Here is an 18,413-nt window from a genome sequence, read left to right on the forward strand (position 1 = left end):
CTTATTTAGATTAAAAAAGACGGCTCTATTCCCAAAAACTGGGGGTGAGAGCCGTCTTTTTATTCGTGTCACTTAGCTAATCCGAAAAACTACAAGTTCTTCAGTGGCCTCTGTTGATCAAAGGTTTTTTTTATTTCTAGGAGCTTAACAAGCAACAAAAAAACGTTGGGGAATGCTCCCAACGTTTTTTTGTATTAATACGATTGATCGGCAGTGCGGTTCTTACCTCTGTAGAGGTAGTATACAACCGCTATGCCAGCCAGAAGAACGATTGAAGAAACTAGGCTGCCTTCAGCCCCGAAGGCGCCGCCAGAAATGGCAGAAGGGCCGTTATCCGTTGCTCGTAGGACGGAAGGGACAGGGTCTGTGCCAGATACTTGGAATCCATATACGTAGCCCTGGAAGAAGTTCCACGTCAAATGTAATCCGACTGGCCACCATATGCCTCCGGTTAATTCACGGGCTACAGCCATAATTACTCCTGCAAGGATAATGTTCAGAATCGGGAATGGTGAACTGAATACTGCGGGATTCATACTGTGCATAAGTGAGAACAGTACTGAACTAACGATAATTGCGACAGTAGGGCCATAGTGATACCGCAGTAGACCTTGCACATAGCCACGGCTGAATATTTCCTCAGATAAGGCGACTCCAACGAAGAGGAGAGTTCCTCCTAGCAAGGATACGATTAATTCCTGATTGAATTCAGCCAGCTCCCAGCTTATAGAGCCTACCAGCCAGATGATTACGGAAGCCAGAGAGATTAGAACAATGCCAGCTAAGAGGCCGTGAAGGGTAAGCGCAATGGCTTGTGGCTGTTTGATTCCTAGAGACCAGCCTTTTTTACGTTCAAACCAAGCATACATGGACAAAGATACAGCTATAAATGCGATAAATTGTACATAGTTAAGCCATGTACTCGCTTCAATAGATGAGGTTAGCTCGTTGAGGTTGTCCCCTGTAGCGATGGCTAAGACAGTGTACACAACTGCGACAACCATAATAATGCCTAGCACAATCGCAAAGCTTAATAAAAGTTTACCAATAACACCTGCTGCTGTTTTAATGCTATTCACCTTCTCCATATCTTTTTAATTTCCAATAATGACCATATGAAATCGCATTTCCTGATTATAACACAATCATATATGTTTTGGATGAAGAACTAGAAAATTGTTATATTGTCGATTTGGAAGGCTAAATGTAGAAAAAAGTATTTTTAATAGTAAAAATATAATATAATTACCTCTGCTAGAAGATTGGGATATTCATCCATACTATATGTTAAAGGGGAATTATTAATGCGACATTCAATTACGGCATTCATCATGGCTTTTGTTATCCTGTTGTCAGTGCCGGGAATGACAATGGCTGCACAGCCTAAAGAGACAACGACCGTCTACATTAATGGGGTCAAGGTTAAGTACGCGCAAGCTCCAATTACGGAGAATGGGACGACTCTTGTATCGGCAAGAGAGACTATAGAAGGCTTAGGGCTAACCTTCAGCTGGGATAAAGGCAATAAAAGAATTATTGGGACGAATGGTGAGATCACGGTAGCCATTGTACTGGGTGCCCCAACGGCGACAGCCAATGGTACTTCTGTATTTCTAGGAACTCCCGCAGTAGAGAAGAATGGAAGAATCATGGTTCCTCTTCGTTTTCTGCTAGATAGTGTCGGCGCCTCAATGGAAGCGAAGGGAAAGCAGATAAGCATCAAGAAAGCAGCCAAAGAAAAAAGCAAATACTATACCGGCCTTCCATTACAAGTTACAAATACGACAGTTAAGAACCTAGGGAAGAGCGCGATGACTCTTAACTATGTGGAGTATTTATATAAAGATGACTCTACCTATACAGTTGATTATTCCGTCACTTTGAATGCGGGGCAGAAGGGTGTCTTCGAGCATTCTGATGCAGCAGCTGGCGACACAGTAGAGGTGGATTACGACGAGTATATGTTCTTCGGCAGAGCTATCCAGAGTATTACTCAAGATGAGCAGGAGACTACCAGCAAAGCGTTCAAGAAGTCCGATGATTCCTATCTTAACGGAAGCTTTGAAGAGAGTATGAGAAAATACTATGACACGCTAGTAGCCGAATATAAAAAAACACTAAAGCAGGCGCTAGTTAAGAATAAGAATGTTCCATTGCTAGTAGAGGGCTACAATATCTCATACGATGTGCTTGGTGATCCTGAGGCGAACATTGGGTTTACCAATCTGACAGAGAAGAGAATCATTTCGTTCGAGCTGTCTTTCAGCTGCTATGATCCCTATGGAGATAAAGTGAATGGACTTTTCTCGAGCAGCAATCGTTTCTATGCAAGGGCCAATGCTACAAGTGTGGATAGCGGAGAATCGTATAGCTTCACATGGAGCTTATCTATGTACGATTCAACGACTATACTCAAGAATATTCAAATCGATAAAGTCGCCTATTCAGACGGCACGTATTGGAAACGGAAATAAGGAAGTCTGCTTATTGAAGACCTATTAAGATTATCGCGGTGCAAGTTTGTCTTGCATCGCTTTTTTATGCTCAGATAGCAGAGATTGGCTCTGTGTATTCCTATTTCGTTAATTAGTTTGTTAAAATACACCATGTAATTGAAATATCTGGAATAATGATTATTCCTGTTATGCATGTGGACTGCTAATCTGTAGCTAGATGCAAGCGGAGGTGCACATCGGTTTGTATCCGAAATAAGATTCATATGCCGAAGGGAATGGTTATTTATGAAGAGGAAAAGAGTACTAAGCCTCATGCTGTCTCTCACCTTATTGTCATCCGTATTTGCCGTACCAGCTCATGCAGCAACTACTGTTAATGCAACCATTGTAGTTCCCGCTGGCCAGACTTACGACGGACAAGGGCAGACCTTTATCGCGAATGCAAGCACACTAGGAGATGGCAGTCAGGCTGAGAATCAGAAGCCGATATTCCGACTTGAAGCAGGAGCTACACTCAAGAACGTTATTATTGGGGCACCAGCGGCTGACGGAGTCCACTGCTATGGCAACTGTAACATCACGAACGTCACTTGGCAGGATGTCGGTGAGGATGCTTTGACGCTGAAAGCCACAGGAATCGTCAATATTACTGGAGGTGCCGCTTACAAGGCGTATGACAAGGTGTTCCAGATGAATGCTGCCGGGACGATTAATATTAAAAACTTCAAAGCAAATGATATTGGCAAGCTGGTTCGGCAGAATGGCAGCTCATCCTTCAAAGTCGTAATGACATTAGACAATTCGGATATATCCAAAGTGAAGGATTCTATATTTAGAACAGACAGCAGCACCAGTACAGGTAAAATAACGAATACCAAATATTCAGGCGTACCTACCCTGTTCAAAGGGTTCGCATCAGGTAAAACGAGTCAATCAGGCAACACACAATATTAGCTGCAATAGCAGGCGGGCCGTCTTGGCTCGCCTCTCATGTTAACTACTATGCGCGTCGTACTCTTTTTCTTACAGTAAATATAACTTCGCTTCTAATAACCTCAATTTCTTTGATGAATGATGCGGCATGCTCGGTATAACGCTCCTTCACTTGCAAGTCCTTAAGAGCTGCAAGATTGATCTCTACAGTTAGCATGGCAGATTGTGCGGCAGCATCGAACAGGATCGCTCCGATACCAAGGTCGGAGACGACGTTATTATTGGAGGATTGCGCAATGGCGGCTGTATATTGAATCCCCATGTGGCAAAGCTCAATGATTCGAATTGGTATTTAGTCGTGCGAGAGTGGCAGACGGTGACGGTCGCATTTTCTCTCTGAAGCATGTGGAACAGGGGCAGACCGACAGTCTGGTCTCTTCCGATTAGGGTAACGATCTGACCTTCAAGGGAATAGCCATAATGCTTAAGCAATCTGATGCAGGCCTGTGGGGTTGCAGGGTAGAGACCAGTGCCGCCGGTCATGGTGGCAAGTTTGTTGCTTGGGGTCACACCATCAATATCTTTGGTTGGAGTAATCGAGGACTCAACTGTAGAGGTGGATATATGCCCCGGTAAAGGCAGCTCCAGCATAATGCCATGCACCGCATTGCCTGCATTCAGTCTGGCAATAAGAGCAATAATATCCTGCTCAGGAACATTACTTGCGAACGAATGAAGCTGATAAGAGATACCTAGCTTTTCTGCGAACTTCTGCTTCGTACGAGCATAATAAGCAGAGGCTGGGTCTCCTTCGACTATAATCGAAGCGAGCGGGGGGTGAATACCTTGCGTATTCCAATCTGTTACTTGAAGCTTAATGGCCTCGTAAGCTTGATCAGCCGCTTCCCGTGCTTTCATTACAATGGTCATCTCAGTTGCCTCCCTGATTCTGATTAAGTGAATAGAGACTATGGCATGCATATAAACAAAAAAAGCATTTGCCAAGGACTCATTATATGAGTCGACAAGGCAAGTGCTTTTCACAGGCGAACAGTACGGTCCAACTGCATGCTCCCTCGTGGTTCATTCCACTGATTTCGCCAGTCACAAGCAGCTTTATTTGATTGCATTATATCAAAGGCAAATGTGCAATGTCCATATGAACGATTGGCGATCATACAGTTCTGTCAATACAGCTTCTCAACCTGTGCTATAAAGGTGATGAATGAACGCACATGCGGGGCCAGCTGCTCCTCGTCACGATAAACCAGACAAATATGCCGACGATTGGTATACCGTGGCAGCTCCGTCATGATGAGATCCCCCGAGCTTACCTCACGAAGGACACTTCTTTTGGGCAGTACACCAACACCAATATTACATTTCACCGCTTCTTTAATAGTCTCAATCGCTCCCAGCTCCATAACAGATTGCCAGCTGAGGCCGATACTATCCGCCCATTCATCAGTGAGCTTTCTTGATGTAGTTCCCGCTTCATGCAGGAGAAAGGTTTGACCTTGCAAGTCACACTCGCTTAGTTCCCCGGAGGCAGCAAGCGGATGCTCGGGTGAGAGCAGAAGCTTCAGCTCATCTTCTATAAGCGGCAGTACGATTAATCCCTCGACGGGCGCTAGAGGCAGAGAGACAACAGCTACATCTATCTCATAATTACGCAGCATGCCGAGCACACTATCGGCTTTTTTTACCGTAAGCTGCAGCCGAACTCTCGGTTGCAGCTTGCCGAATGCAGCTAGATGAGGCGGCATGAAATAAGTAGCCGGAGTATAGCTGGCCCCTAGCTTTAATCTTCCTTCACTTAGTTCCTTCTTCTCATTCATTATGGATCGGGCATCGTCCATTAAAGCTACAATACGCCGGGCATATGGAAGCAGATCTGCTGCCATATCTGTTGGATGTAGACTTCTGGCATGCTTGTGGAATAGTTTGAGACCAAGCTCTTCTTCAAGCTTGCGGATATGAAAGCTGACTGTGGGCTGCTTGAGTCCAAGCTTGTCTGCCGCTTCCATTAGCGTTCTGGAGCTGCAAGCTTCCATGAATACTTTTAGCTGCTGTACGTTCATCTGTATCATCTCCCCATTGCTGTTCTTATTTAATATAGATAGATTCAATGAATTCATCAATATATATAGATGATATTTAACAATATCTAAGCTTAGCGTTAACGCCTGTCTTACATTTCTCGATTAAAGTTGTATTCAGGAAGCAAAATAAAAGGTGGAGGGACAACTTTAATGATGAAACGAGTAACAGGCAAGCTTGGATTGCTAACTGTAACGGCAATGCTGATGATTGTAACGGCATGCGGTCAGGCGAACACGACGAATACAACAAATACGGGGAATACGGATAAAAATGCAGGTGCCGCTAATACGACTGCTACACAGGCTCCTGAGGAAACACAGCCTGAGGATAAAGGAACGCTCACGGTCTACTTGAATGACTTCGACGAGATCATTAAACCAATGTTCGAAGAAGCGACAGGCTACACGCTTGAGCTTGTTACGGGCAATGGAGCAGAAATCATGTCCCGTATCGAAGCTGAGAAGGGTAACCCTCACTGGGATGTTGTGTGGATGGATGCTATGCCGTCGATTAATGCGCTTGGTCAGCAAGGTCAATTGCTGGAAGGCTGGGAGCCTGCTAATGCAGCAGGGCTAACCGAATTCGCCAAATCATTTATCCCTGCTAATGGAGCTTATTATCCGACAGGTGCACATGCTTCGGGAATCATCGTATATAACACGAATGAAGTTAAAGCGGAGGATGCTCCGAAGACATGGAAAGAGCTTGCAGATAGTAAATATGCAAAAATGATCGGTATGGCAGATCCAGCAATCGCAGCTCCTGCTTATCCATTCGTAGCTTGGTTCTTCCAAGAGCAGGGAATGGATGGCGGAAAAAGCTATTTCGAATCCCTTATGGGTAACGGTCTAAGCGTATATCCGAAAAATCCAAATGTCGTTAAAGCTCTCTCAGGTGGAGAAATCAAGTTGGCTGCTCTTCAAGAAAGTAATGCATATGCAATGAAGAACAGCGGGGAGCCAATCGAGATTATTTGGCCTGAAGAAGGAGCACCAGCCTCCGTACGTGTAGCAGCTATTCAGAAGGACACCCCTAACCTTGATGCTGCCAAAGCGTTTGTTGAGTTCATCCTTGATCCTACTACACAGCAAGCTTTAATTGATGAGGGAGAGGAAAGCTATTTTGAGCCTTCCATAACGGGTGTGAATGCTAAGTCAGATCGCGCACAGAATGCGAAATTGGTAGCTGCTGAGGCAGATTGGGCTTCCGAGCATGAAGCGGAGATTAAGCAATGGTTCTCTGACCAATCGGTGAAGTAATGAAGCTTCGATCACTGGACGGGCGTCTTGGATGGTCAGTAAGCATCGTCCTTATCTTACTCGTGTTATATCCATTGGCGGCAGTCATCGTACAGGTGCTGCTGCCAGGGATTTTCTTCGGAAGTCTGAAATTCGGGGATTGGCGCTTACTGCTGGAAATATTCCATCGGCCCTTATGGCAGAAGTCACTGGAGAATTCAATTCTGCTTGCGAGCGGCACGACGGTCATCGCTACAATGATGGGAGGGGCTCTGGCCATGCTAAGAGCAAGCTGGTCATTCCCGACAGCGAAGCTTCTGGATGCCGCCGTATGGATTCTTCTCATTACACCATCCTTTATTCTTGCTCAGGGCTGGGTTATGTTCGCAGCTCCTGGGGGATTGGCGGTAGATTTATTCGGTTCACAATGGGTGAGCAAGGCAGTGTTTCAGCCAGCGGGGCTAATCGCCATTATGACATTAAGCAAGTTCCCGCTTGCCTATCTAAGTGTATATTCAGCGATGGAATGGAGGGTGGATTCCCTCTCACAGGCGGCAAGGCTGAGTGGCGCTTCACCGCTGGCGGTATGGCGTACTATCCAAGCACCACTGCTGCTTCCGGCATTCTTAGCTGGAGCTGCGCTTGTATTCATGGATACGATTGGCGATTTCGGACTTCCGGCATCCATTGCGGCTGTCTATCGGTTCCCAACGCTTCCGTATTCGATCTATTCTGCTATTTATACCTCGCCGATTCGCTTCGATATGGCAGGTGTGCTGTCCTTCTATTTGGTGCTCTTAATTGGAGCGGCTATGCTGCTGCAGTTCTATGCACTAAGGCGTTCTCGGTTCGACTTTCTGACGAGTAGGGCTGTCAAGTCTGTACCTAAGCCGTCAGGCAAATGGAAGTACGTGCTGACAACAGGCAATCTATTATTTCTTGCGATAGTCATTGCTATTCCTATTGGGGCGAATGTCTGGATGTCGCTTGCGAAGACGCAGAGCGGCGGGATGACGCTGGATAATCTGACTCTACAGCATTATGCGTCACTGTTCTCTGATTCTAATAAGCTGCTGGAAGGGCTGGGACATTCCTTACTCATTGCTTCGGCAGCAGCTATTCTTGGATTGGCAGCGGGTGTTGCAGTTGCCTATGTACTTACTTACTCGCAATTTAGGTTTAAGCGGTTTATTGAGACTGTGTCGATTATAACGCTTGCTGTTCCAGGTGTTGTGCTTGGGATTGGATATATATTCGTCTGGAACCAGCAATGGCTGGAGCCTATAGGGTTGCTGCTATATGGTACACCATGGATTCTTATTCTGGCTTCCGTAGCTGGGGCTATTCCAGTTATTACTCGGGTTATCGTTGGAGCGATGGCCAAAGTGCCAGCTAGCCAATTGACGGCAGCACAGCTGCAGGGAGGATCTTTCGCCGCTCGCATGAGAATCATCCTGGTGCCGCTAATCCGAGGTGCGCTGCTCTCAGCAGGATTAGCTGCATTCGGTTCTGGCGTCTTTGATCTAGCGGTGAATTCGATCTTATTCCCTCCAAATTTCATTACGCTCCCTGTTACGATCAATAAAGCATTCGAGGATTTGAACTTCGGTTATGCGTCTGCCGCTACCGTGTTCGGATCAGGTATCGTTATTCTAATTATTATGGTGCTGGAGCTGCTGCTCCGCCGTAAGGAGGTACGTGTATGAGTCAGACAGCCATAGTGCCGAGCAGACCGCTTCCAGACCAAGCGCTTGTGAAGAAGCCTGCTCCAGTAACAGGATCTTCTACAGCAGGAGAAGGGGTACCTCTTCTCCAAGCACGTCATCTGGTCAGGAATTATGGCTCCTTTCAGGCTCTGCAGGGCATTTCATTTGATATGCAGCCTGGTGAAATTATTAGTGTGCTTGGACCTTCAGGCTGTGGGAAGTCGACGCTGCTGCAGGTAATAGCTGGACTGACGAAGCCAGACGGGGGAGAGCTGCTGTTGAACGGAGAGCTTATCGCTTCTTCCCGTACATTGCTTCCTCCTGAAAAGCGGGGCGTTAATATGGTTTTCCAAGATTATGCCCTATGGCCGCATTTGAGTGTGTACGAGAATATTGCTTACGGACTTCGAAGACAACGCATGCCTCGCTCCGACATGGATGGTAGAGTTCGTGAGCTGTTAGAGCTTCTACAGCTCTCAGGACTCGAGAAGCGACTTCCGCCACAGTTATCTGGAGGTCAGCAGCAGCGTGTCGGCATCGCTCGTGCCCTTGCGACCCGGCCACAGCTTCTGCTGCTGGACGAACCATTATCCAATCTCGATATGCGGCTTCGCGTGGAGATGAGAACGGAGATGGCTTTATTATTCCGAGAGCTTGGGACGAGTGTGTTCCATGTCACTCATGATCCCGAAGAGGCCTTTGCAATGGCAGATCGGCTTCTTATTATGCGAGCAGGACGCATCGACCAGATTGGCACGCCGCAACAATGCTTCCGACACCCTGCCAGCCGTCAATCGGCATCCTTACTCGGTGCGATTAATAACCTTAAGGGCAAGCTGATCTGGAATGGCCGTCAAGCCTCCTTGGAGCTTGGCACCGAAGGCCAATATTTGAAGGGGGTATTGCCTCCTAAGTACGAGATAAGCCAATCTCCGAGTGCTGTTGAAGGAGAAATGCTGTTCAGACCTGAGGACGTTGCGATTATATCGGACGTTGCCAGCATAGAGGATAACAATGTTTTGCCGGTAACGGTGCTCCGAAGTATATTTGAAGGCAATAACTGGCGTTCAGCGGTCATAACTGATTGCGGACAAAAGCTGTTCCTGCTGCAAGAAGCGCCGCTAGAGCAGGGAACAAGGCAATTCGTTGCAATCCCAGAGTCAGTTGCTTACTTATTTCCAATGGATTCATAGAAAGGCAGACGATTGTATTGGCCGCTACTGAACGCAATACTTCACGATTACTAGCGATTTCTGACATTCATGGTCATGGCGAGCTTCTTCAACAGCTGCTTGAGGATGCTCACTACCAGCCACATAGAGACCAGCTTCTCTTGTTGGGCGATTACATTGATGCAGCTTTTCCTGACACATATGCAACGCTTGAGCGAATACGAAAGCTCGTTAAGGATGGAGCTAAGGCGCTGCCTGGCAATCATGAGATTATGCTAATTAAGCGGTTTGAGACCTTCAAAGTAATCGATCAGCAGCTTGCTGAATCTCTCGAATGGATCTCCGAGCTGCCCTTGTATATAGAACAAGAGGGATATTTGTTCGTTCATGCGGGGATAAGACCAGGAACACCGCTTGAATGCCAGTCTCTGCATGATTTGACGGAAATAAGAGAGGATTTTCTAGAGGGTGCTCTAGACACCAGTCAAACCGTAGTTTTTGGACATACGCCTACTTTTAAGCTAGGTGCAAGGCCGGGCGATATCTGGTTCGGCTGCGGGAGAATCGGGATTGATACAGGTGCTAAGCATGGACATCGTCTCACACTGCTCGATGTACACAATCGGATTAGCTATTCTCGATCAGCTGAAGCTTTAAGATGATGGAGTAAGAAGACTTAAGCTGAACGGTGCATGGATAACAACAAAAAGGAGGCTTTCCCAAGACCAGTATGAATGATCTTAAGGGAAGCCTCCTATTTTAATGATATTTAAATAAGCGTTAATGACTCTTAGCTTCCTCATCGTTGGACAGCCTCGTTACTTCAAATAGCTTGAACAGCAGGCTAAGCACGATAGCGACAACTGTGGCAAGCGCCATTCCTGATAGGGAGAAGTCGCCCATTGAAATTTTAGCACCGCTTAATCCGGTTACTAGTACGATTGTAGTCAAATACAGATTAGTTGGCTTGCTGTAATCCACCTTGGACTCTACGAGCATACGCAATCCTGATGCAGCGATAACACCGAACAGCAGCAGCGACACCCCGCCCATTACTGCTAATGGAATACCGGCGATGAGAGCAGAGAATTTACCAAGGAAGGAGAGTATGATCGCAATGACAGCAGCCCCACCGATGACAAAGGTTGAATACACCCGTGTAATTGCGAGTACACCAATATTCTCCCCGTATGTTGTGTTGGGGGTAGATCCTACGAAGCCAGAGAGCATTGTGGATATCCCATTGCCCAGCATAGAACGATGAAGACCCGGATCTTTGGAAAGATCCTTATTGACGATATTCCCTGTTACGATCAGATGCCCGATATGCTCAGCAATAACGACAAGTGAAGCGGGGACGATCGTCAGAATAGCCGCCAATTCGAACGTAGGCAATGTGAAGGTTGGCGCCTTCAGCCAACTGCTAGCCCCGGCAGCTTCGAAATCTGCATAGCCCATAAAGTAAGCGAGGAGGTATCCCGTCACGATTCCGAACAAGATTGGGATGATGCGCATGAATCCACGGAACAGCACAGAGCCGAAGATGGTAACGGCCAGCGTTATAACGGATATCGTAATGGCTCCAGAATCGGGCGTCCAGACAACCTCAGGCCCCGCAGCTGGAGGCTTGATCCAGCCTGCCATCCCTGCAGCTGTCGGTATCAATTCCAATCCGATAACAGCGACGATGGCGCCCATTGCTGCCGGAGGGAACAAGACATGAATCCAACCCGTGCCGGCAACTTGTATGATTAAGGCGACAATTGTGAATACGAGCCCCGATAGAATGAATCCGCCTAGAGCAGCTGCGTAACCTTCCGTTGGAGAAGCGTATTGGGCAATCACAGTACCGGCAGGTGCAATGAACGCGAAGCTTGATCCTAGATAGGCGGGAATTTTACCCTTACAAATGAACAAATATAGCAGTGTACCGATACCGTTCATTAACAAACATATGGCCGGGTCAACACCAAGCAAGTTAGGTACAAGCACGGTTGAGCCGAACATAGCGAACAAATGCTGGATGCTAAGCATGAGGCTCATGCCCATCGGGGGTCTTTCAGTAACTCCAATTTCTCGTTTCATGCTGAAGCTTTCCTCCATTACGTTCAATCTAAGTTGTACATCATAAATATCCTTGTCGATTCTACCTACTCAGTATCGGTTTGGCAAGTGCTTTCTTAAACAATTTAGCGTTTTCAAAGCTGATTACAGTGCATATGGTGACCCGATTACCATATTTGCATTTCATGACGACTAGATAGATGTCTATGAACCGAGCTTGCTTTTACAAAACCTTAACCCAATTTTTAATCATCCCCGAATAAATGCTCTATACAATTCTAGTAACTAAATCTTTAGGAGTGAGACGAATTGAAGATTTATAGTAAGAGGTTATTATCCTTGCTGCTGGCAGCAGAAATTACTGCAAGCACTATGCTGGCAGGTGTACCTGTTGTAATGGCCGCGGAATCTCCAATTAGCGGGACGCCTTACACAGTAGAGCATGCTTATGATGTTACGGTTCCCCATGTCGTTATCAATCAAGTGTATGGCGGGGGTCTAACCTCTGATTCTTCTATTCTGCTGTCTCATGGCTTTATAGAGCTATACAATCCTACTGCAAGCGATATCGATCTTACGGGCTGGTCACTGCAGTATGCGGATCGCGGCTCGAATGCAACGACAGGAGCGACATTGCCTTGGCAGAAGCTGGATCTGACAGGAACAATTAAAGCGCATTCCTCCTATTTGGTTAAGGGAGCGCCAACAGGTTCAGCTAGCCCAAAGGTCGACTTGTCTGACAAAGGCGATCAGTCTTGGGATGGTCGATTCATTAATAATAAAGGACTCAAAGTGGCGCTAATGAGCAACCAGACGCTGCTGACAGATGCGAATCCGTATGGAACGAAGCGAGAAGGCTACGTAGATATGATCGGTACAGGCAGCAACGATAGTGGAAGCAATATAGATGGCTTCGAAACGGATTATCCTACAGGCTCTGCGGAAGGCACATCGAAGAAAAAGGCAGTCCGTCGCAGTGAGTTCACTGACACGGATAACAATAAAGCGGATTTCAAACAAGTTGATTATGAAGCAGCAACAGGAGCGAGCTTGGCAGCAGCAGTACCACGGAGCGGTGCAGATGGAGCATGGGGCCCTGATATTGCGCAGCCGCTAGTTATCAATACGGATGCTCTAGCAGATGGTAATAACGGCTCTCCTTATTCTGCGGCAATTACAGCTTCTGGCGGAACAGCACCTTACAGCTTTACCGCAGCAGGCTTGCCAGAAGGCTTAAGCCTGTCGGCAACTGGTGTTCTGTCAGGCACGCCAACAGAAGCTGTTACCGAGGCAGTTATCACGATTACAGCAACAGATAGTACCGCTGGAACGCCAATAAGTGTGGACAAGTCTTTTAGCTTAACAGTTCATGAAGCAGTACCGGGAGTGGAATATAACGATACTCTGACTATTAGCAAAATCGGAGAGTATGCCGTCGGCTTATCCAATAAGGACGGCGGTGTTGCGGAGATTGTTAAATTCAACAAAGACAATGACAAGTTCTATCTAGTGAATGGCTCTGGGAATCCTCCTAGTCTCGATATTGTAAGTCTGGGAAGCGGGAATGGCCAATTGTCAAAAGAGAAGACGATACTCGTTCAACCTCTCGCTGAGACGGATGGCTTCGTATACGGTGACTTAACCAGCGTGGATGTTAACACGACAACGAAGCGTATATCCGTGTCCGTTCAAGAAGCTGATTCCCTTAAGCCTGGTAAAATACTCGTTCTCGACTACGATGGCAACCTGCTTCATTCTTATACAGCTGGCGTGCAGCCGGATATGATTAAGTCGACAACGGATGGCAGATATATTATTACGGCAGATGAGGCTGAGCCGCGCACCGGTACAACCGATCCAATGGGCAGTGTTACAATCGTAGACACCGTTCTGGGGACCGTCAAGCATGTATTGTTCGATGACCCGTCGGTTATTGAGGATGGCGTGCATATTCGTGGGCAAGCAGATCCTGTGGATGGGAAGATCAAGACTAGCGGAACGAAAGCAGATGCTATCTATGATCTGGAGCCTGAGTACATTACGCTATCTGAGGATAACCAGACTGCCTATGTTTCCATGCAAGAGAACAATGCGATTGCTGTTATCGATATTGTGAAGAACACAGTTGTTGCTGTTAAGGCTCTCGGCCTAAAAGATTACAACGAAACAGCTAATGCGCTTGATCTCGTCAAGGACGGCGCAATCAAGCTGGAGAATGTGCCATTCAAAGGCATGTACATGCCAGATGGCATTGCATCCCATACTATTAATGGACAAACCTATCTATTCACCGCTAATGAAGGTGATGTGACGGAGTGGCCTAATCGAACCAATGGCAGCACCATTGGCGCGCTCAAAGGAAGCCTTGACCCTGATTCTGAAGCAGCGAAATTCCTGAATGGAAAGACAGCCTATGATGCCATTGAAGTAGCAACTGATATGGGGAATGACGGCATATATATGTATGGTGGCAGATCCTTCTCTATCTGGAATGCCACGACGATGCAGCAGGTTTATGATAGCGGAAGTGATTTTGAAGCGATAACCGCAGCACGTATTCCCGCTTACTTTAATACGAGCAACAGCAAGACAGCGTTAGATGATCGAAGCGCTAAGAAAGGACCTGAGCCTGAAGATATTAAGACGGGAAAAGTAGGCAATAAAGTGCTGGCATTCATCGGACTCGAACGTATTGGCGGTTTCATGACCTATGATGTGACCGATCCTGCAAACCCGGCTTTTGCTAATTACACGAATACCCGTGTGTTCAAGGACGCTGATGGCAAGGATAATCTAGACACTGACACAGGTCCGGAAGGTCTCGAGTTTATTCCAGCAAGCATTAGTCCGACAGGCATGCCGCTCTTATTAGTAGCCTATGAGGTAGGCGGCAAAGTAGGGGTATATCAATTGGATGTAACGAAAGTCACCATGGATCAATCGACTCTGTCTATGAAGGTTGGCAGTGCTTCATCCAAGCTTACCGCGACTGTTCAGCCTGCTGGCGGAAGCTCGGCGACGGTTGAATGGAGGACATCGAATTCCGCTGTAGCAAGCGTGGATGCCGAAGGCAACGTGACAGCTGTATCGGCAGGAACAGCTACTATTAGCGCGATCAGCGCAGATGGCTTCGGGTTAGCAGAAACGGTAGTAACGGTTAAAGCTTCAGGCGGCAGCACGGAGGTTCCGGTGACGCCAACACCTACTCCAACCCCAGCTCCTGAGAATGATGCCATTAGCATTGTGGATGGAGATGTTGTGAAGGCTGTAACGAAGATTGATGTAGTTGACAATGGCAGCGGCAGCTCATCGGCAGCAGTTACAGCTAGCCAGATGACAGCAGCTCTTGCTGCTCTAGAGAAGGCTTCTAGCGGCAAACAAGGAGCCCTTGCATTCACGGTGCAATCGAATACGGCGAATGAGACAACACGGATTACCTTCGAGAAGGAGGCCGTTGCGAAGCTGGCTGCTGCAGAGCTAGCGTCATTAAGCGTTAATGTAGGGCTGGGAGACGTTTCGTTTGATGCGAAGGCTATCGATACATTGATCTCTGCTGCAGGCAGTGGAGAGTTGTCGGTAGAAGTGACCAAGACAGATACGAGCAAGCTGTCTGATGAAGGAAAGGCTTTCGTCGGTAATCATCCTGTATACGAGCTGAATGTAAAGTCGGGAAGCACAGTTATCTCGAATCTGAATGGCGGAAAAGCTCGTGTCAGCATCCCATATGTGCTGCAAGCGGGTGAAGACCCACAGGCTGTTCTAATCTACTATATTGCAGGAGACGGCAGTATTACAGCTGTTCCTAACAGTGTATATGATGCAAGCTCTGGCCAATTAGTATTCACTGTGAACCATTTCTCGACCTATGCGGTTGGCTATAATCATAAGCAATTTAATGATACAGCGGGCAGCTTTGCGAAGGATTCCATTGCCTATCTGGCAGCCAGAAATATAATCGGAGGACTTGGCAATGAACAATTCGCTCCGAAGGCGAACATGACAAGAGCGGACTTCACGCTTATTCTGGCTAGAATAGCTAACGCTCCATTGGACAGCTACAGTACATCGAGCTTCTCGGATGTGTCGGCCTCCGACTACTATGCCAAGTCTGTTGAATGGGCTTCTGAGAAGGGGATCACATCAGGTGTAGGTAACGACAAGTTCAATCCTAAAGCGAATATTACACGTGAGCAGCTAGTTGCCATGATTGTAAGATTCACAGAAGTGGTGGGTTATACACTGCCAGCTAATACAGCACCAGTGGCGTTTGTGGATGCATCATCGATTGATACTTTTGCAAAGGAAGCGGCAGCCCTCGTACAGCAAGCGGGTATCATCAACGGCAAGACCGGAAATTATTTTGCTCCGAAGGATCTTGCAACTCGTGAGGAAGCAGCCAAAATGCTAGCTAAGCTTATTCAGCTGATGGCTTAATGGTAATCAGGACCACATCTACCTCTTCCGTAATATTGGAGGGTGGGTGTGGTTTTTTTATATTAACGCTTGGCTAGAGCTCGGCTGACTGCACGCCTATCGTTCTGCTCAATGTCCTGTTATAGTGATAACTACAGATAGAACAGGAAAGGGCTGAGCTTAGCCAATATGAAAAATCTTCTCGTGACCGGCTACCGCTCGCATGAGCTGCAAATATTCGATCAGAAAAACAAAAATATTCCCTATATCAAAAAGGCGATTGAAGGGAAGCTTATCCCTCTAATTGAAGAGGGGCTTGAATGGGTGATTACGCCAGGACAATTGGGTGCGGACCTTTGGGCATGCGAGACGGTGATTGAGCTTAAAGCGCAGTACCCTCAGCTGAAGCTGTCGATTATTACCGCCTTCAGTAACCCAGAGGAGAAGTGGAAGGAAGAGACCCAAACCTACTACAAAGGAATAGTGGAGCAGGTTGATTATTATGGAGCTGTCAGCAATCAGTCTTATGTTGGGCCTTGGCAGTTCCAAGCGAGAGATGAACTGTTATTCCGCAAGACAGATGGCATTCTATTGTTCTATGATGAGGATTCAGCGGAGAGCAGTGCAAAGTTCGTCAAGGAGCGGGCCATGAAGAAGCATAATGAAGATGGCTATCGGTTCATCAGCATCGGTGCGGAGGATATTCAGAATATTGCCGATGAGGAGAATCGTTATTCTTTTGATTATTGATTACATAAGGGCTGGAGGAAGATACGATGAATCAGTACGCTAGGAAAAAGGGGCTTAATCAATTATTAAATGGTAATAAACAGTTGGACAAGTATTGGAGAGGTATGAGCTTGCCCATCAGTTTGTCGGATGGATTATCGAGCTTAACTAAGGACGATCTTGATCATATCAGGAGAGAACTGAGAATTAACGGATTAAGTGGATTGAAGAAAAAGGAGTTAGTGGAGGGACTTCAAGAAGCGATACCTAATCACCTAGAGCGATCCTTCCAGTCCATGGATCAGGAGCAGTACAATCTACTGACAAGGCTCATTAAGAAGAACGGCTATATGACTGCGGATAAAATAGATCCTGCCCTGCTCAAATATGTAAGAGAGCGTGGAATGGCATTTACGGGTACAGTTGATGGGAAAAAGGTTGTTGCGCTGCCTCATGTGATAGGTGAAGCCTTTGAGCATATGAATGACTCGCCGTATCAAGAGAGGATTCGTATCAATACGGAATGGTATCGCTTAACGAAAGGACTGCTATTCTATTACGGCACATTAACGCAGTCGCAGCTTATAGAGTTTATACAATTGTATACGGGCGAAGAGGTAGACAAGCTAGCTTATATGGAACTTCTTATTCAGAAAATGCCCTATTGCGGCTTCGGACCCGATAAGATAGGATATTCTGACTTTAACGTGCAAGAACCAAGGGATGTGCAGCAAGAGCAGCTTATAAGAGGTCAGGTTCCTTACTTTCCTTTTACAAAAAAGCAATTGCTTGATGCCGCTGCCCCTAATTATATTGAACGAAATGAGAGCTTTGATGCTTTAGTTAGCTTCCTTCTTCACTACTATAGTATGGAAAAGGACGAGGCTGTCGATATTGCAGAGGAGTGCGTATATGCAATTCAGAACGGCCAGGCCCTATCTGAACTCGTGACTTTACTGGAAGAGCAGCTGGAATTCAGCAGTAGAGCTATGCTCGAGCAACTTGTAGATATTTTAGTGCAGCTTGTAAACAATACTAAGCAATGGGCGTTGAAAGGCTATACGCCATTAGAGCTGCGTGCGGCGCACGAATCCACTAATAACAACTATGCTAACTCAGTTCAAGTCAGCAAATCCAATGTCATACCCTTTACAAGTAAGGAGCGGAAGATAGGAAGGAATGAAGCTTGCACTTGTGGAAGCGGGAAAAAATACAAGAAGTGCTGTGGCAGGTGATATACAAGGATTGCTGCAAAGACCTAATATACCTCAGTGTTTTGTGGTGGTCTTTGTTTAGGCTAAAAAGTCAGAATATTTAAAAAATAAATATTGTCATTTTTTGTGAGTATTCTTATGCCGACTTAAAAGTAATTCTAGAATATAATATTGCTCTTTGAAACTTTTCCTTCATTAAAGGAGACATTAGACGTTATTGATCTATAAAATAAATTTAAAAAAATAATAAAAAGGGGTTGCCAAACTATAAAACCCTATGGTATATTCTAATTCCGGCCGAGAGAAACAAGCGGACGGCAAGCGAAACACACGAATGAGATTGTTCTTTGAAAACTGAACAACGAGCGAAACTGCCCCATAGATT

General features: G+C 46.4%; 14 protein-coding genes and 1 riboswitch. Of the genes, 9 read left to right on the forward strand and 5 right to left on the reverse strand.

Translation table 11 applies throughout. The annotated features are described in order from the left end of the window. Positions 1–194: 194 nt before the first annotated feature. Positions 195–1,079 (reverse strand): CPBP family intramembrane glutamic endopeptidase, encoded by an 885-nt coding sequence (locus AC6ESP_RS28925; RefSeq protein WP_497100242.1) that lies wholly within the window; start codon positions 1,077–1,079, stop codon positions 195–197. Between the two features lie 225 nt (positions 1,080–1,304). Here AC6ESP_RS28925 and AC6ESP_RS28930 point away from each other — a divergent pair, with 225 nt between their 5' ends. Together AC6ESP_RS28930 and AC6ESP_RS28935 are read left to right on the forward strand one after the other, a co-directional pair. Further along, a complete protein-coding gene (locus AC6ESP_RS28930; RefSeq protein WP_497100243.1) occupies positions 1,305–2,474 on the forward strand; it encodes a copper amine oxidase N-terminal domain-containing protein in 1,170 nt (389 codons plus the stop codon). 267 nt (positions 2,475–2,741) lie between these two features. After that, complete coding sequence (locus tag AC6ESP_RS28935; RefSeq protein WP_497100244.1) at positions 2,742–3,410, forward strand: pectate lyase; 669 nt, start codon at positions 2,742–2,744, stop codon at positions 3,408–3,410. A 46-nt stretch (positions 3,411–3,456) separates the two neighbouring features. Here AC6ESP_RS28935 and AC6ESP_RS28940 read toward each other — a convergent pair whose 3' ends face one another. From AC6ESP_RS28940 to AC6ESP_RS28950, 3 genes are all read right to left on the reverse strand, one after another. Then, positions 3,457–3,711: a cyclodeaminase/cyclohydrolase family protein gene (locus AC6ESP_RS28940; protein WP_497100245.1), complete on the reverse strand. Its 255-nt coding sequence runs from the start codon at positions 3,709–3,711 to the stop codon at positions 3,457–3,459. Next, complete coding sequence (locus AC6ESP_RS28945; protein WP_497100246.1) at positions 3,600–4,319, reverse strand: tetrahydrofolate dehydrogenase/cyclohydrolase catalytic domain-containing protein; 720 nt, start codon at positions 4,317–4,319, stop codon at positions 3,600–3,602. Before AC6ESP_RS28945 ends, AC6ESP_RS28940 begins: the two co-directional genes overlap by 112 nt. Before the next feature lie 103 nt (positions 4,320–4,422). Then, positions 4,423–4,507, reverse strand: a riboswitch (ZMP/ZTP riboswitch). A 69-nt stretch (positions 4,508–4,576) separates the two neighbouring features. Beyond that, a complete protein-coding gene (locus tag AC6ESP_RS28950) occupies positions 4,577–5,470 on the reverse strand; it encodes a LysR family transcriptional regulator (RefSeq protein WP_497100247.1) in 894 nt (297 codons plus the stop codon). A gap of 171 nt (positions 5,471–5,641) precedes the next feature. Here AC6ESP_RS28950 and AC6ESP_RS28955 point away from each other — a divergent pair, with 171 nt between their 5' ends. The 4 genes from AC6ESP_RS28955 to AC6ESP_RS28970 are packed head-to-tail and all read left to right on the forward strand — an operon-like array spanning position 5,642 to position 10,270. After that, complete coding sequence (locus tag AC6ESP_RS28955) at positions 5,642–6,751, forward strand: extracellular solute-binding protein (protein WP_497100248.1); 1,110 nt, start codon at positions 5,642–5,644, stop codon at positions 6,749–6,751. Further along, positions 6,751–8,436 (forward strand): ABC transporter permease, encoded by a 1,686-nt coding sequence (locus AC6ESP_RS28960; protein WP_497100250.1) that lies wholly within the window; start codon positions 6,751–6,753, stop codon positions 8,434–8,436. Before AC6ESP_RS28955 ends, AC6ESP_RS28960 begins: the two co-directional genes overlap by 1 nt. Further along, positions 8,433–9,629 carry an ABC transporter ATP-binding protein gene (locus tag AC6ESP_RS28965; RefSeq protein WP_497100251.1) on the forward strand — a complete coding sequence of 399 codons (1,197 nt, stop codon included), beginning with the start codon at positions 8,433–8,435 and terminating at the stop codon, positions 9,627–9,629. The genes AC6ESP_RS28960 and AC6ESP_RS28965 overlap by 4 nt, the downstream gene beginning before the upstream one ends. 17 nt (positions 9,630–9,646) lie before the next feature. Next, positions 9,647–10,270, forward strand: coding sequence for a metallophosphoesterase (locus AC6ESP_RS28970; protein WP_497100252.1), 624 nt, complete (start codon positions 9,647–9,649; stop codon positions 10,268–10,270). Positions 10,271–10,388: 118 nt separating this feature from the next. Here AC6ESP_RS28970 and uraA read toward each other — a convergent pair whose 3' ends face one another. Then, the gene (uraA, locus tag AC6ESP_RS28975) at positions 10,389–11,693 is read right to left on the reverse strand and encodes a uracil permease (protein ID WP_497100253.1); all 1,305 of its coding nucleotides are present in this window, start codon (positions 11,691–11,693) and stop codon (positions 10,389–10,391) included. Between the two features lie 288 nt (positions 11,694–11,981). Here uraA and AC6ESP_RS28980 point away from each other — a divergent pair, with 288 nt between their 5' ends. The 3 genes from AC6ESP_RS28980 to AC6ESP_RS28990 all read left to right on the forward strand — a co-directional run bounded on the left by AC6ESP_RS28980 (position 11,982) and on the right by AC6ESP_RS28990 (position 18,049). Next, on the forward strand, positions 11,982–16,106 hold the full coding sequence (locus tag AC6ESP_RS28980) for a choice-of-anchor I family protein (RefSeq protein WP_497100254.1): 4,125 nt from the start codon (positions 11,982–11,984) through the stop codon (positions 16,104–16,106). Between the two features lie 168 nt (positions 16,107–16,274). Continuing rightward, the gene (locus tag AC6ESP_RS28985) at positions 16,275–16,835 is read left to right on the forward strand and encodes an SLOG family protein (RefSeq protein ID WP_497100255.1); all 561 of its coding nucleotides are present in this window, start codon (positions 16,275–16,277) and stop codon (positions 16,833–16,835) included. Positions 16,836–16,861: 26 nt separating this feature from the next. After that, entirely contained in the window at positions 16,862–18,049 is a 1,188-nt protein-coding gene (locus AC6ESP_RS28990) for a YecA family protein (protein WP_497100256.1), read from the forward strand. Positions 18,050–18,413 lie beyond the last annotated feature (364 nt).

This window comes from Paenibacillus xinjiangensis, assembly GCF_059686975.1.

What these genes read in the sequence shown, in the direction of transcription:
- AC6ESP_RS28940 (WP_497100245.1), bottom strand. Translation starts at nt 3,711, where the DNA reads ATGGGGATTCAATATACAGCCGCCATTGCGCAATCCTCCAATAATAAC.
- AC6ESP_RS28930 (WP_497100243.1), top strand. Translation starts at nt 1,305, where the DNA reads ATGCGACATTCAATTACGGCATTCATCATGGCTTTTGTTATCCTGTTG.
- AC6ESP_RS28955 (WP_497100248.1), top strand. Translation starts at nt 5,642, where the DNA reads ATGATGAAACGAGTAACAGGCAAGCTTGGATTGCTAACTGTAACGGCA.
- AC6ESP_RS28990 (WP_497100256.1), top strand. Translation starts at nt 16,862, where the DNA reads ATGAATCAGTACGCTAGGAAAAAGGGGCTTAATCAATTATTAAATGGT.
- AC6ESP_RS28985 (WP_497100255.1), top strand. Translation starts at nt 16,275, where the DNA reads ATGAAAAATCTTCTCGTGACCGGCTACCGCTCGCATGAGCTGCAAATA.
- AC6ESP_RS28960 (WP_497100250.1), top strand. Translation starts at nt 6,751, where the DNA reads ATGAAGCTTCGATCACTGGACGGGCGTCTTGGATGGTCAGTAAGCATC.
- AC6ESP_RS28935 (WP_497100244.1), top strand. Translation starts at nt 2,742, where the DNA reads ATGAAGAGGAAAAGAGTACTAAGCCTCATGCTGTCTCTCACCTTATTG.
- AC6ESP_RS28950 (WP_497100247.1), bottom strand. Translation starts at nt 5,470, where the DNA reads ATGAACGTACAGCAGCTAAAAGTATTCATGGAAGCTTGCAGCTCCAGA.
- AC6ESP_RS28945 (WP_497100246.1), bottom strand. Translation starts at nt 4,319, where the DNA reads ATGACCATTGTAATGAAAGCACGGGAAGCGGCTGATCAAGCTTACGAG.
- AC6ESP_RS28965 (WP_497100251.1), top strand. Translation starts at nt 8,433, where the DNA reads ATGAGTCAGACAGCCATAGTGCCGAGCAGACCGCTTCCAGACCAAGCG.
- uraA (WP_497100253.1), bottom strand. Translation starts at nt 11,693, where the DNA reads ATGAAACGAGAAATTGGAGTTACTGAAAGACCCCCGATGGGCATGAGC.